This is a genomic window from Plantibacter sp. CFBP 8798 (assembly GCF_014841195.1).
Classification (GTDB): Bacteria; Actinomycetota; Actinomycetes; order Actinomycetales; family Microbacteriaceae; genus Plantibacter; species Plantibacter auratus.
The window spans coordinates 240,733-253,997 of sequence record NZ_JACYTS010000003.1; the positions used below are offsets into that span (position 1 = coordinate 240,733).

Genomic DNA, 13,265 nt, shown 5'->3' on the forward strand with positions numbered 1-13,265 from the left:
GCTGCGGCGAAGGTGCCCGCTACTCGTCTCGGAGTCGCCGTCGTGCACGACCTCGTCACCGCGATCGTCACCGGCGAGGTCGCCGAGGGGTCCATGTTGCCCATCGAGGCGGAGCTCACGGCGCACTTCGGAGTCAGCCGGACCGTCATCCGTGAGTCGATCAAGCGGGTCGAGGAGAAGGGGCTTGTCAGCGTCGTCCAGGGCAGCGGCACGACAGTCCGCTCCCAGGAGTCGTGGAACGTCTTGGACCCGGTCGTCCTCGAGGTCATGCTCGAACATGACGACTCGCTCGGCGTGCTCGATCAACTCGCGGTCGTTCGCAGCTCGCTTGAAGGTGCCATGGCTGCTGCCACGGCCGTCCGCCGGTCCGCCATCGAGCTGGAGGCGATGGAGCACGCGATTCAGTTGATGTCCGACTCCATGGACGATGAACAGGGGTTCGGCGATGCGGACATGATGTTCCACATGGCCGTCATGGCAGCGTCGAACATTCCGCTGGCCGAAAGCATCAACCGCACCCTGTACACCCGGGCACGAGACACCGCTCGGTTCACGTTGAACGGCACTCGTGAAGCGTTCGAGGCATCTCGAGACGAGCACAGCATCGTGCTGGAAGCGATCCGAGCTGGCGATGCCGATCAGGCAGAGCGCGCGATGCGCCACCACATTCTGGAGTCATGGGGTCGACGTCGACCCCCGACTTCACGGAGGCCCTGACGGCTTCAGCACGGACAAGATTCTCGGCTCCGGCCTCAGCACCCGGCCTCCACTCCACGGGTAGTCTGTGCTCCATGTCTGAGATGCCGCCGTTCAGCCCGACGGTCACCCTCCTCGCCCTGTCCAGAATCTGGGAGGACTCTCTGACCTCAGCACTGAAGCCGCTGGGCCTCACGACGCGCAAGTATGCCTTGCTCGGACACATCCGTAGCACCCCTGGCATCTCGTTCAGCGATCTCGCGCGACGATCGAGGATCACCGTCCAGAGCACACATGTCGCCGTCGGTGGCTTCGTAGCCGATGGCATCGTCGCCGATTCCACCGGCCGCGCCGGCTCAGCGGCACAGCTCGAGATCACACCGGCGGGGCACCGGCTCCTCGCCGAAGCGGCCGGGGTAGTCGCTCGCCTGGACGCGGATTTCGAGACGAGTCACCCTGCTCTGCGCGCGGCGCTCGCTGATCACATGCTGCAGATGATGCAGTCCCCTGGACTGCGTGAGTGAGGAAAGCTTCAGCCTGACTGATACCTTCAGCTAGGCTGAAGGTATGGAATCCATCCTTCTCGCCGCGCACGTGCTCGCGGGCATTCTGTTCATCGGACCGGTTGCGGTGACCGCCAGTCTGTTTCCCCGGTTCGCTCCGATCAGCGGTTCGGCACCGGCAGGCGACATCGATGAACACCTCCACGGCCGAGACCGCGCTAGCGGTCCCACCGTTGTCGCCTCGGACCGAAGCATCGCCGTCGCCAGACTCCTGACACGAATCACGCGGGCCTACGGCCGAATAGCACTCGTCGTCCCAGTACTCGGCCTGATCCTCGCCGCGGTGCAGGGCAGGCTCACGGAGATCTGGATCCTCCTCGCGATGGTCCTGACCGCCGTCGCGGGGGCCCTGCTCGCACTCCGGATCACCCCGATGCAGCAAGAAGCGCTGTCCCAACCGGACGACGGATCACGATTGCGATCGCTACGACCCTTGACCGGGATGTTCAACCTGCTGTGGGCAGTGGTTGTCATCCTCATGATCGTGCGTCCCGGCGCGTCGTCGTGAGCGCGTCGCCACGACTCCTGCGCACTCTTGAAGCGCTGTCCGTCCTCGAGCTCGGCAGCATCGCGGTCCTCTTCGGGAACCTCCTCACCGTACATGTGCCTGGCCTCGCTTCGGTACTCGGACCTGTCCACGGCGCGTTGTACCTGACCGTCGCCGTCACGGCGTTGCTCGGGCGCGGACTCCTACTCCGCACCCGGCTCTTGGCCCTCGTCCCGCTGCTCGGTGGAGTATTCACCTTGATCAACGTCCGGCAAGAGCGACGACGATGCACTTCGGCGTCCCCTCCGCACACGCCCAAGTCCTCCGCGACGCGAGGCGACATCGACAAGTTCAACGCGAAAGGCACCTCATGATCGCTCAGATCATCCTCTTCGAGGGATTCGACCCACTCGACGTGATCGCCCCCTTCGAAGTGCTCTGCGCCGGCTCGGACGCTCTCGGAGGAACCCTTGACGTCAGGCTGGTGGCACTCGACCGCATCGGGCCGGTCGTGAGCGGAACGCGGAATTTGGAGCTCACCGCAACCCATGTGTTGGAGCCGGAGGCTCCTGGCATCGTGATCGTGCCGGGCGCTGCCGGCCCCACCGTCGGCGACCCCGATTTCGTGAGGACGATTCCGGTCATCCTCGCTGAGCTTGGTTCGAGCCGCTTGCCGGCGCTCATGGGCCGCGCGTTCGCTTCACCGGACACCCTGGTCGCCACAATCTGCGGAGGCGGTTTGGCGCTCGGCATGGCGGGCCTCCTAGCGGGGCGGACCGCGGTGACCCATACGTTGGGGAACGACGTCCTCGAGGCCACCGGCACCACGGTGGTGCGAGCGCGGGTCGTCGACGACGGGGACCTGGTCAGTGCCGGTGGAGTCACATCCGGTCTGGATCTGGGGCTCTATCTGCTGGAACGCGAATTCGGCCCGCGGATCGCGCACGCCGTCGAGCAACTGTTCGAGTACGAGCGGCGCGGAACGGTGTGGTCCGCCAGAGGACTCGACGCCCTTCCGCTCTGAATCAGCCCCGCCGCTGGTCCAGCCCACCCAGTCGACAGGCTCATATCGAAGGACACCGTCATGCATCGGATCATCGGCACCTGGGACCTCGCCATTCGCACACCGATCGGCACCCTGAACGCCGTGATGACGTTCCAGGACGAACAGGGGGTCTTGTCAGGCTTCGCCGCCAGCAGGACCGAGGACGTCCCGCTTCGCGATCTGCGAGTCGCCACCGACGCGCAGGAGGACCACGTGATGTGGACGCAGACGATCACCACACCCGTGCGGTTGGAGCTCGCGTTCGACGTGACCATCGACGGCGACCGGATGACTGGCGATTCGCGCGCCGGACGGCTCCCGCGCAGCACGGTGACAGGCGTTCGCAGAGTTCCGTGACAGCGGCCTCCCCTCCGATGGGTGTGCATCGCAGGGGAGGCCAGCGTGCTGCGTCGGACAACATGAAGCCGAGGACCACTACCGTGAGTTCCATCGCATCGGCTGATCGCAGAACGGCCGAAACTGGATGGGAGATCGCGTGTCACTCGCTACGAATCCGTTGGGGCAGCTCGCGTTGGACGAGCTACGCACACGAACCAGTATGAAGTGGCGAACGCACCCCGCAGACGTTCTCCCACTATGGGTGGCGGAGATGGACGTCCCTCTCGCGGCGCCGGTGAAAGATGCGGTTCGGTCCGCCCTCGAGCGTGGCGACACCGGCTACGCGACCGGCATCGGATACGCCTCGGCGTTCCAGCAGTTCGCCGCGCATCGCTGGTCCTGGGCGGGACTCGAGCTGGAGCAAACGGCCATCGTCCCGGACGTGATGCTGGGAATCGTAGAGGCGCTGCGTCTCCTGACAGGACCTGGGGACGTCGTCGTCGTGACGCCTCCCGTGTACGCCCCGTTCTACGCGTTCGTGGAGCACGAGCATCGCTTGATCCTCGAAGCTCCCCTGTCGGGTGAGGGCCGGTTGGATCCTTCCGCCTTGGAGGTCGCGTTCGCAGAAGCCGCGCGACGGTGCCCGTCCCCCACTTTCCTGCTGTGCAATCCACATAACCCCACGGGCACCGTCCACTCGCGGGAGGAGCTGGGGATGGTGGCAACACTCGCCCGTCGCCATGGCATCCGTGTGATCTCCGACGAGATACATGCGCCGCTCGCGCTTGGTGGAGTCGACTTCGTTCCGTATCTGTCCGTTCCCGGTTCCGAAAACGGCATGTCGTTGGCCTCCGCCTCCAAAGCTTGGAACCTCGCGTGACTCAAAGCCGCTCTCCTCGTCGCAGGACCCGAGAGCCTCGCCGATCTTGCACGGCTCCCAGAGGAAGTCGGCCACGGCGTGAGCCACCTCGCGGTCATCGGCCATGCTGCAGCATTCCAGGACGGAGGAACGTGGCTGGACAGCCTGCTGTCCGGACTCTCCGAAAATCGACACCTGCTCGAGGAACTCGTTGCACGCCACCTGCCTCAAGCGAGGTTGCGACGACCGGAGGGATCGTATCTCGCGTGGATCGACTGCTCGAAGCTCGGCTTCAAGGAAGAGCCTCTCCTGGGCCAGCGCGCAACCGTTGCTGAGGTCGAGGGCCCGGCGCAGTTCTTCCTCGACCACGCAAGGGTCGCCGTGAGCTCAGGTCACGTCTTCGGCACGGGCGGCCACGGTCACGTCCGGCTGAACTTCGCGACCAATCCCCACATTCTCGAGCTCGCGCTGCGGCGGATGGGCGACGCTGTCTCCGGTGCCGCGTGGCCGACGTTCTGAGGTCGAATGCACGGCTACAGTCCACGTGGTCGATCGGCTCATTTCACCGTTCGTCGACGGTGATGTATCTCCATCCAGCCGCAGTGCCAAAGCTACGTACTCCGATCGCTCCGTGGCTGAAGGTGCAGTCGCTCACAGACAGATTGGTGGTGGGAGCGGATGATCCGGCCGGCCGACCTTGCACGGTGATGTCGCAGCCATCGATCGCAACAGACAGGTGATACCAGGTGTTGGTTGCCAGCCCGCCCGCTAACGGGGTTGAGCCGAGCTGCGTCCAGTTGTAGTTCTGCCTGCCGATCACGAGCGCCGAGCCGTTCACCCCGATGAAATAGCCCCGAGCTGTGTCTGTTCCTTCGGTCGGATCAGTCACTCGTATCAGGAATCCAGCGTTGCCCGAGGCAGTCGCGATCCTGACGTCACCCTGGAGCGTGTAGTCCTTCCAAGCCGTCGAACCGGTTACAGCCTTGTATCCGCCCTTTGACTCGGATAGGACGTTCGATGCCGTTGACCATGTTCCGCCATAGCGGACCCAACCTGGATCGCCGTTCGCGAAACTCGCTGCGTACGGGAGGACGCTCGTGTTGAAGGAACCGGTGACAGTCGTGCAGCCATGCGCTCCAAAATTCGCCTCGGTCGTATAGCGCACGCTTGCGCCGTTCACGGAGGGGAGGATGAAGGGACTGTAGTTACCGAGACAGGTCTGGGTCCATGATGCCGGTGATGCATAGATCGGCGTAGGTGCCCATCTCCAGGAACCGGCACCATCGTCCGTATTGAGGAACATGACCTGCCCGGTCTCTCCGACCCCGCCCGTCGTGCGAACCTCGCGATACGCCGTCACGATGAATTGCCCGTCCACTCCACCAGCGGGGCTCCAGGCGGCCGTCGGGGTACTGAAGAGGACGCGGCTGTCATCCGTTTGAATGGCGGTCCCGAGATCTGACGCCCCGCTACCCCATGTGAGGCCGTCGCTCGAAGTCTTGAAATAGACCTGGCAGTTCTTGGGTCCGCAGATCTCGTAGGTGCCGATGTAAGTCCCGGTAGCCTCGTTGCGGGCGACCGTCATCATGCCAGGACGATCCTTCTGGCTCGCGCTTGCGACGTCCTGGACGATTCCCGGCGCGTAATTGGTGCTGCCATCAGGATTGGCGCTCCACGAGTCGCCGCCATCGTTGGACACGATGTGACCCAAGTACTGTGACCAGGTTGCGCGCTGCCGCTCGTCGGAGAAGTAGAGCACGAGCTTGCCGCCGATGAGCTCGACCTCGGGTTCCCAGAGTCCTTCACCGTCATCTCCGACGGCGAACTGAACGATCTCCTCTTGCGACCACGTGACGCCATGGTCAGCGCTTCGCCATTGCCGCATGGTCGTCGTTGATCGATCCCCGGGGAGCGTCACGCCCCAGAGCATGAGAGTCCCCGCCGGATACGCCCCGACCGCCTGAGGGAACTCGAAGAGCGCCGGCTGATACGTGTAGGCCTCGCCGGGGACAGTGGAAATGGTGGTCCAGCTCGCGCCGTCATCGGTGCTTCTCTTGATCTCGAAGCCCGACTCGACACCATTGGTGTTAGATCGCTCAGTCGTACTGATCAGCTGACCGTTGTAAGACGCCCCGCTGTTGCTGAGGCGGATCATTCGGTTGTACCCGAGAACCTGAGTGTCGGCCGTGGCCGAGTTGTAGTTATCGCCCCGAACGTTGGCTTGCGCTGAAAGCGCGATCGTGGGTCCGCTCAGCGCCAGAGCGAGAGTGGCGATCGTCGCTGTGAGCAGAACGCGCCGGCGGCCCCCTCGTCGTGCTGCTACTTGCATGCTCTTCTCTCCATTGTCTTCATTGAGAACGGTGCCGCCTCGCTGCGGCGAAATGAACCTGCTGAGTCCGCTCGGACCGGTTTACTCTCGGAGGTCGCGACCAACCACTTGAGACTTTGGCCCTTCACCGGAACGGTGTCAAGAACATATTCTGAACTAGTTCTACCTCTGCCCAGTGGGTCAGATGCTTCGATCAAGCCTCGGCTGAACCTGCAGGTTCGGCGCGCGAAACCCGTATGTTCTATGTTGTTCAGATGATGAACCCCCGCCGCACACGCCGCACACGCCGCACACGCCGAATGGCACCATGGGCGCGTTGAGCCAGCGGCCCGCACGACGCACAACGATGCGTGACATCGCGTCGGCCGCCGGTGTGCCGGTCTCGGCCGTAGCGCTAGCGCTGGCCGACAAGCCCGGGGTGTCTGCGGCGCGGCGAGCGGCCGTGTTCGAAGCAGCCGACGCGCTCGGATACCAGCGCGCGATCCAACCGACGCGGCCGACGTTCGGGCTCGTGATGGAAGAACCCTCCCCGGCAGCACGTTCAGAAGGCTTCATCGACACGCTCCTGCAGGGGGTGTATACAGCTGCGCGAGACATGGACATCCAGGTCGTTCTGGGGATGCATCAATCCCAATCCGACCCCATCGACGAGCTCGCAACCCTGGCGGGTCGTCAGCTCAGCGGCTTGATTCTCGCGAACGGCGGTGATCTCACGCCGGAAGTCATCGGACAAATCCTTGACAGCGGATTGCCGTCCGTCCTGCTCGAGAACAGACTGGGCAATCTCATCCCCTCTGTCAGCGCGGACAACTTCACAGCCGGGCGAGAATCGACCAAGCATCTCATCGACCTCGGCCACCGGCGCATCGGGCTCATTCAGGGCTCGGAACGATACGCGTCCCTGCACGATCGGTACCGCGGATATGTCGTCGCTCTGCTGGAAGCAGGCCTTGCAGTGGATCCATCATTGATAGCGCCCCAGCCAGCACAACTCGCTCTGAAGGGGTATGACCAGGCGCTGCAGTTGCTCGATCTGCCGGACGCACCCACGGCGATCTATGCTGTCAGCGATCGGAGCGCCGCAGGCGCCGCAGCAGCCATAGCTGAGCGCGGTCTCCGGATCGGGCGCGATGTCTCACTTGTAGGAACTGACAACCTCGACTCAAGCGCCTACAGCATCCCGCCGCTCACGACATTCGACACCTCTTCGAGGAGCCTCGGAACCATCGCACTCCGCAGTCTCCTCGCCCTCGTCGACGGCCAGACGACAGTGACCCACACGGTCGTATCCGGCTCTCTGGTAGTCCGCGGGTCCACAGCTCCACCCTCCGCCTGACGAAGCATTGATGCCCGTGACGATCGCGGGCCCCCGACGTGGCCAGCGCAGGACTCATGCGCCCAGGGCTGTTCTTGTTCTGTACAGGAACAAAACCTTGACGTAGTGCGAACGTAATGGGATGCTGTCCGCGTCGATGGTCCACCTCGCAGGAAACCGAACTTCGCGGGCGGAATCACCGGACAAGGAAGTCCACTGACACAGCCGGACCAGGTCTGAATGAGCGGTCGGCAACATCCAAAGGAGGAAACGTGTCTACAGTCCCGCACCGTCCCAAGAAGATCAGCAATACAGCCCGACCAAATCGCCGTGCGCTCCTCATCGCAGCTGTTGCCGCGAGCGCCGTCCTCGCCCTCACCTCCTGCGGCCCATCTGGAAGTAACGCCGAACATGGGACCATCCGGATCGCCACCCTGGACGGCGAGCCCGGAAACGGTGTGAAGGCGCAACTGAAAGCGCTCGAAGCTGCAACGGGAATCAAGGCAGAGCTGTCGGTGTTCCCCCAGGATCAGTTGCGCCAGAAGGTCTCGGCCGATCTCCTGGGCAGCAAGGAGTTCGACGTCGTAATCGAACCATTCACATGGCTCCACGAGCTCGCCACGAATGAGCAGATTCTTCCCCTCGACGACTACATCGCCGGCGACAACGACATCGATGTTGACGACTTCATCCCGGTGCTGCTCGACTCGTACGGAAACTTCGACGGCAAGCAGTACACCCTCCCGTACAAGCCGGACGCCCAATTGTTCTACTACCGCAAGGACGTATTCGCGGATCCCGCCGTGCAGATGGCATTCCAGGCGAAGACGGGTCGGGCGCTGACCGTCCCGACGACGAACGACGAACTCGTCGAGACCGCGCAGTTCTTCACGCAGTCTCTGAACCCGGACTCCCCCACGAAATACGGCTGGTCGTTCTGGGGCGAACAGGTCGGGTCCTTCTGGACATGGGCCATGCGCCTCGGTGGACTAGGCGGCAACTACGTCGATGATGACGGCCATCCCACGGTCGACACGAAGGAAGGACGCGAGGCGATGGCAATCGCCGAGCAGTTGCGTCAGGCAGCTCCTGAAGAGGTCGGCTCGTTTGAGTGGGAGCGCAGCAACCAAAGCTTCCTGTCGGGCGAGGTCGCAATGATCGAGCAATGGCCAGGCCTAGCCACGCTGGCCGAAGCAACTGACGGAACTTCTCAGGTTGCCGGCAAGGTCGGCTACACCGTGCCGGTCGGTGGATCGAGCATCCTCGGCGGATGGGCGGCGGCCGTCAGCGCCGGCTCGGACAACCCCGATGCAGCATTCAAAGCAGTCGCGTGGATGACCGGTAAGGAAGGCGAGCTGCTCAAGGTCGACGCGGGCAACGCACCGACACGCAACTCCGTCTATGCATCACTACCCGCGGAAGGCAAGACGGCATACTTCCCGGTACTCGCGAAAGCGCTGGCGGTCGCGAAGATCAATGCCGACGTCGACTTCCCGCCGATCGGTGGTCAGCTGCAGACCTCTCTTCAAACGGATATGAACGCCGTGTGGACGAATCAGCTCGACGGGGATGAAGCGCTCACCAAGATCAACGAGGCCTGGACCAAAGCACTGCAGGAGGCCGGGCTCTACAAATGAGGACCCAGTCCCGCTCACGCTTTCCATGGGGATACCTGCTTCCGTCGTTGGGGATCCTCGCCGCCATCTTTCTCATCCCTCTGGTGGTGACGATCTTCCTGAGCTTCTTCAGCTACCGGTGGAACGCTCCCGCTCTCGGGATGCGGTTCACTGGTTGGCAAAACTACGTCTCCCTGGCGCAGGACCAAGAAGTTGTGGAGGCGGCCGTGTGGACGGCCGCCTTCACGGCGGTCACGGTGACCGCCGAACTCGTCATCGGCATGGTCATGGCAGTCTTCATCAACTCCCGACGGTTCACCCGACGACTGCGGGCCTTGCGTGGCATCGTGCTCATGCCGCTGATGCTGTCGGGGGTCATCGCCGGATTCATGTGGCGTTTGCTCTTCGACCCGCAGTTCGGTCCTGTCAACGACATCATCACTCGATTGGGCGGTTCTCCGACAGAGTTCTTTATCGCGGACGGACCGACCCGACTTGTGGTGATGCTGGCTGAAATCTGGCTGACGACACCCTTCGTGATGCTCATCTTGTTGGCCGGGATGCAGTCCATCCCGGTCGAATACGACGAAGCAGCGAGCGTCGATGGCGCCGGATCAGCACGACGGTTCTTCAGCATCACCCTGCCTCTCCTGCGTCCGACCATCCTGGTCGTTCTGGTCATTCGAACCATGGACGCATTACGGGTGTTCGACATCATCTACATCATGACTCGTGGCGGTCCGGGAACGAGTACCGCCACCCTCATGCTGTACGACTACAAATTCGCATTCAATCACTACGACATGGGACGAGCGTCCGCGCTCTCTCTCGTTTTCCTCATCGTCATAGCGTTTGTAACTCTCGGGTTCATTCGGCTGCTACGCCGACAGGAGGCATCATGAGTTCGGTTCCCTCAGAGGCAGAGGCAACGGAAAGTAGGGAGATCGGGCGGGCGGCGGGGCCAGGAGACCAGGCCGTGCGAGGCCGCCGTCACCTGCAGGTAAATCGACGTTTCATGAATTCAGTCGGCGGAGTGCTCGGCACGATCCTGTTGTTGGCATGGACACTCGTTCCGCTGCTGTGGATGCTCAGCTTGGCGTTCAAAACAAAGGGACAGCAACTCGCATCGCCGCCTCAGTACATCCCGAGCCCGGCGACGTGGGAGAACTTCGTCAACGTCTTCGCGGAACGCGGCATCCAGGCCTACATCGTCAACAGCATCATCGTGACGCTCGTGTCGACCCCGCTCTCGGTCGCCATCGCCGCGCTGTCGGCGTTCGCGCTCGCGCGGTTCCGCTTCCGCGGACAGAACGTTCTCCTGTTCTCGATTCTGGCAACGCGGATGTTGCCTCCTTTGATCATCGCGCTTCCAACCTTCGTCATCCTGTCGCGACTTGATGCCACAAACAACCTGCTCGTTCTCGCGTTGGTATACGTCGCATTCAACCTTCCGTTCAACATCTGGTTGTTGTACGGATTCTTCGAGGAAATTCCGAAAGAGATCGAAGAATCGGCTCAGATCGACGGTGCCGGCTCGTGGACATTGTTCTCGCGCATCATGCTTCCCCTCGTAGCTCCCGGTCTCGTCGCAGCGGTCATCTTCTCGTCAATCTTCGCGTGGAATGAGTTCGCATTCGCGCTTCTCCTGACGACCACGCCGGATGCCCAGACACTCCCCATCGCGATCGCCGGGTTAACCTCCGATCGAGGCACAGACTTCGGAGCGATGGGCGCCGTTGGCGTCATCGCCACCCTTCCACTTTTCGCCGTAGCGGTGTATGTGCAAAAGTGGCTTGCGCGCGGGCTCACCGCTGGCGCCGTGAAAGGATGATCCGGCAACGGCGCAAAGCGAGAGTTCAGGTCATGTCAGGAGTGTGAGCGACCTGGGTCACGTTCGCCTGTACTCCAACAGCCGAATACTGCCGACTCGCCACCGCCGATCCGACTTCCGAAGCTCTGCCTTCTCCGACACACGATGCCGGAAGCGGTACGGCGTCGTCGACGGGCGTCGGCACCGTGGCCGCCCAGGCGTTCATCGCGTCGAGGACCGACTGCAGACCGTGGCCGACCCCGGTCAGTTCGTACTCGACGCGAGGCGGGAGCTCGCCGTACGCCGTACGAGTGACGATCCCGTACGTCTCAAAGCGGCGCAGGCGATTCGTCAGGGTATGGGCGCTGATGCCTGGGAGTGCCGCCTTCAGATCACCGAAGCGAAGTGGACCACCGAGCAGTTCACGGACGATGAGCGTCGCCCACGGCCCATCCAGCAGGGTCAGGAACCGCGCGATCCCGCATTCCGGCCAGGCTTCCGCAGAGAATGACATGAGTTTCGATCCATCTCCGTTAGTGAACTTGAGGTAACCAGTGCATCATATGCACTAATAGTCACATGACCTATCTCATCCACGGAGCGACCGGTGCACAGGGTGCCCCCGTCGCCGCCGCACTCAGCCGTTCCGGCCACCACGTCACCGCAGCCGTCCGCAATACCGCCGCCTACACCGCCGGGCCGGCGGTCGCCGTCGACACCGCCGACCTCGACTCCCTTGTGGACGCTTACACCGGCGCGGACGGCGTGTTCGTCCACCTCCCGCTCGGTTCCCCCGCCCAGCAACTCGAGCAGGCGACCACCATAGCCACCGCGGTCGATCGGGCACGCCCCGGTCGGGTCGTCTTCTCCACCAGCGGCTATACTCTCGGCGGTGACAACGACGAGGACGACAGCGCGCACGGTGTGCTCGTGCGTCGTCTAGAGGCAAGCGGCGTTCCGACTGCCGTCATCGCCCCGCGCTTGTATCTCGAGAACTTGCTCCTGCCGCCCGTCATCACCGCTACCCGCGAGGAGGGGATCCTCCCGTACCCGATCCGGGAGGATTTCCTCGTCTCGTGGAGCTCGCACCTCGACATTGCCGAGGTCGCCCTCCGCCTCTTCGAAGACCCCTCCGTGACGGGCGTCGTCACCGTCGGCGCCCTCCCGGGACTCTCCGGACCCGACCTCGCCAAGGCGTTCTCCAACCACTTCGGTCGCGAGGTGCGCTTCCACGCTCAGACACCAGACGAGTTCGGCGAGATGATCATCCCCATCTTCGGCGCAGACGGCATCGCGCCCGTCGTCGACTCCTACCGCTGGCGTGCCACCCTCGACGACGAACTCATCGACGAGACGCGTAGCGCTCAGGCGCTTCTCGGCCTCGCACCACGCTCCGTCGAGCACTGGCTGCGCGACATCGGCGCCTGATCCCAGAGACACTGCGGCGGAGCGGACGACCGTCTCCGCCGCAGCGCTGGAGGTTCGGGGCACGGCTACAGTGAGTGAATGGACCTATGGACGTTGTCCTGCAGTACACGGAAGCACGACAACCGAGACCTCGTGATACGCACGGAATCGGTCCGGTGACATGATGCGCGGAACATACCGGAAAACGGAACATCGTCGACGCGACATCGTTGCGGCGGGGCTGACAGTGTGTCGGGCTGGAGAAGGTTCGACCGGCCTCCTCCGAAAGACGGCCGCCCAGGCAGGTTTGAGCGAGGCCGGAGTGCTCCATCATTTCGCCGGAGTAGGCGATCTGCTGGAAGCCATCCTGGACCGCCATATGGCCGAAATTCTCGAGTGTGCAGCATGCGATCGGGTCTCGGGGAGAGCCAAGCTGCTCTGTCTGTCGGATCTCTTGGACTGCAGCCTGCGAGACCCCCACCTGGCGCATCTCTACCTCACGCGCACCAGCGAACCTGGGTCGTCGGCGAACAACGCTCAGCAGGCGTCGAACGCCTACACCGACGCCCTCCGCGAGTGCTCGCGCCTGGGCTTCAAGCAATGCCACGACGAGGGCCAACTTCGATCAGGGGCCGATATGGACGCAGCGGTCGAGTCGCTGATCTCACTGGTCCACGGGCTCCAGCTCCGGGCGCTGCGAGAACCAGGTCTGAATGTGCGTGCGGTGTTGGAGACGCACATCGGCACCTACCTCCGCGACGGACCTCAGATGGCCTCCGCAGCGGGCTGAGCGATCGTT

General features: G+C 63.3%; 16 protein-coding genes. 14 read left to right on the top strand and 2 right to left on the bottom strand.

What is annotated here, in order from left to right; genetic code table 11:
* Positions 1–42: 42 nt before the first annotated feature.
* The 8 genes from IFU30_RS13825 (at position 43) to IFU30_RS20930 (ending at position 4,508) form a co-directional block, all read left to right on the top strand.
* The gene (locus IFU30_RS13825) at positions 43–717 is read left to right on the top strand and encodes a FadR/GntR family transcriptional regulator (RefSeq protein WP_240044059.1); all 675 of its coding nucleotides are present in this window, start codon (positions 43–45) and stop codon (positions 715–717) included.
* An 83-nt stretch (positions 718–800) separates the two neighbouring features.
* On the top strand, positions 801–1,220 hold the full coding sequence (locus IFU30_RS13830; protein ID WP_240044060.1) for a MarR family winged helix-turn-helix transcriptional regulator: 420 nt from the start codon (positions 801–803) through the stop codon (positions 1,218–1,220).
* Positions 1,221–1,263: 43 nt separating this feature from the next.
* On the top strand, positions 1,264–1,767 hold the full coding sequence (locus IFU30_RS13835; RefSeq protein WP_137243648.1) for a hypothetical protein: 504 nt from the start codon (positions 1,264–1,266) through the stop codon (positions 1,765–1,767).
* A complete protein-coding gene (locus tag IFU30_RS13840) occupies positions 1,764–2,120 on the top strand; it encodes a hypothetical protein (RefSeq protein ID WP_197977581.1) in 357 nt (118 codons plus the stop codon). The genes IFU30_RS13835 and IFU30_RS13840 overlap by 4 nt, the downstream gene beginning before the upstream one ends.
* Positions 2,117–2,770 carry a DJ-1/PfpI family protein gene (locus IFU30_RS13845; RefSeq protein WP_137243649.1) on the top strand — a complete coding sequence of 218 codons (654 nt, stop codon included), beginning with the start codon at positions 2,117–2,119 and terminating at the stop codon, positions 2,768–2,770. The genes IFU30_RS13840 and IFU30_RS13845 overlap by 4 nt, the downstream gene beginning before the upstream one ends.
* Before the next feature lie 60 nt (positions 2,771–2,830).
* The gene (locus IFU30_RS13850; RefSeq protein ID WP_137243650.1) at positions 2,831–3,148 is read left to right on the top strand and encodes a hypothetical protein; all 318 of its coding nucleotides are present in this window, start codon (positions 2,831–2,833) and stop codon (positions 3,146–3,148) included.
* Between the two features lie 253 nt (positions 3,149–3,401).
* Positions 3,402–4,010, top strand: coding sequence for an aminotransferase class I/II-fold pyridoxal phosphate-dependent enzyme (locus IFU30_RS20925; protein WP_342365718.1), 609 nt, complete (start codon positions 3,402–3,404; stop codon positions 4,008–4,010).
* A 78-nt stretch (positions 4,011–4,088) separates the two neighbouring features.
* The gene (locus IFU30_RS20930) at positions 4,089–4,508 is read left to right on the top strand and encodes a hypothetical protein (protein WP_342365719.1); all 420 of its coding nucleotides are present in this window, start codon (positions 4,089–4,091) and stop codon (positions 4,506–4,508) included.
* A 43-nt stretch (positions 4,509–4,551) separates the two neighbouring features.
* Here IFU30_RS20930 and IFU30_RS13860 read toward each other — a convergent pair whose 3' ends face one another.
* The gene (locus IFU30_RS13860; RefSeq protein WP_137243651.1) at positions 4,552–6,318 is read right to left on the bottom strand and encodes a hypothetical protein; all 1,767 of its coding nucleotides are present in this window, start codon (positions 6,316–6,318) and stop codon (positions 4,552–4,554) included.
* Positions 6,319–6,664: 346 nt separating this feature from the next.
* Between IFU30_RS13860 and IFU30_RS13865 the strand changes: the two genes are divergently transcribed.
* From IFU30_RS13865 to IFU30_RS13880, 4 genes are all read left to right on the top strand, one after another.
* Complete coding sequence (locus tag IFU30_RS13865) at positions 6,665–7,654, top strand: LacI family DNA-binding transcriptional regulator (protein WP_161578641.1); 990 nt, start codon at positions 6,665–6,667, stop codon at positions 7,652–7,654.
* 251 nt (positions 7,655–7,905) lie between these two features.
* On the top strand, positions 7,906–9,270 hold the full coding sequence (locus IFU30_RS13870; RefSeq protein WP_161578642.1) for an ABC transporter substrate-binding protein: 1,365 nt from the start codon (positions 7,906–7,908) through the stop codon (positions 9,268–9,270).
* Between the two features lie 83 nt (positions 9,271–9,353).
* Positions 9,354–10,151 (top strand): carbohydrate ABC transporter permease, encoded by a 798-nt coding sequence (locus tag IFU30_RS13875; RefSeq protein ID WP_161578643.1) that lies wholly within the window; start codon positions 9,354–9,356, stop codon positions 10,149–10,151.
* A 113-nt stretch (positions 10,152–10,264) separates the two neighbouring features.
* Positions 10,265–11,080, top strand: a complete 816-nt coding sequence (locus tag IFU30_RS13880; protein ID WP_192005577.1) for a carbohydrate ABC transporter permease — start codon at positions 10,265–10,267, stop codon at positions 11,078–11,080.
* A gap of 25 nt (positions 11,081–11,105) precedes the next feature.
* Here IFU30_RS13880 and IFU30_RS13885 read toward each other — a convergent pair whose 3' ends face one another.
* Complete coding sequence (locus IFU30_RS13885; protein WP_137243656.1) at positions 11,106–11,573, bottom strand: winged helix-turn-helix transcriptional regulator; 468 nt, start codon at positions 11,571–11,573, stop codon at positions 11,106–11,108.
* 65 nt (positions 11,574–11,638) lie between these two features.
* Here IFU30_RS13885 and IFU30_RS13890 point away from each other — a divergent pair, with 65 nt between their 5' ends.
* On the top strand, positions 11,639–12,487 hold the full coding sequence (locus IFU30_RS13890; protein ID WP_137243657.1) for an SDR family oxidoreductase: 849 nt from the start codon (positions 11,639–11,641) through the stop codon (positions 12,485–12,487).
* 163 nt (positions 12,488–12,650) lie between these two features.
* Entirely contained in the window at positions 12,651–13,256 is a 606-nt protein-coding gene (locus IFU30_RS13895; protein WP_137243658.1) for a TetR/AcrR family transcriptional regulator, read from the top strand.
* The last annotated feature ends 9 nt before the right edge of the window (positions 13,257–13,265 follow it).

Bases quoted from the DNA above. Each gene is read 5' to 3' on its own strand.
- IFU30_RS13895 (WP_137243658.1), top strand. From the start codon at position 12,651: ATGCGCGGAACATACCGGAAAACGGAACATCGTCGACGCGACATCGTT.
- IFU30_RS13845 (WP_137243649.1), top strand. From the start codon at position 2,117: ATGATCGCTCAGATCATCCTCTTCGAGGGATTCGACCCACTCGACGTG.
- IFU30_RS13830 (WP_240044060.1), top strand. From the start codon at position 801: ATGCCGCCGTTCAGCCCGACGGTCACCCTCCTCGCCCTGTCCAGAATC.
- IFU30_RS13885 (WP_137243656.1), bottom strand. From the start codon at position 11,573: ATGTCATTCTCTGCGGAAGCCTGGCCGGAATGCGGGATCGCGCGGTTC.
- IFU30_RS20925 (WP_342365718.1), top strand. From the start codon at position 3,402: ATGGACGTCCCTCTCGCGGCGCCGGTGAAAGATGCGGTTCGGTCCGCC.
- IFU30_RS13850 (WP_137243650.1), top strand. From the start codon at position 2,831: ATGCATCGGATCATCGGCACCTGGGACCTCGCCATTCGCACACCGATC.
- IFU30_RS13860 (WP_137243651.1), bottom strand. From the start codon at position 6,318: ATGCAAGTAGCAGCACGACGAGGGGGCCGCCGGCGCGTTCTGCTCACA.
- IFU30_RS13880 (WP_192005577.1), top strand. From the start codon at position 10,265: ATGAATTCAGTCGGCGGAGTGCTCGGCACGATCCTGTTGTTGGCATGG.
- IFU30_RS13890 (WP_137243657.1), top strand. From the start codon at position 11,639: ATGACCTATCTCATCCACGGAGCGACCGGTGCACAGGGTGCCCCCGTC.
- IFU30_RS13835 (WP_137243648.1), top strand. From the start codon at position 1,264: ATGGAATCCATCCTTCTCGCCGCGCACGTGCTCGCGGGCATTCTGTTC.
- IFU30_RS13865 (WP_161578641.1), top strand. From the start codon at position 6,665: ATGCGTGACATCGCGTCGGCCGCCGGTGTGCCGGTCTCGGCCGTAGCG.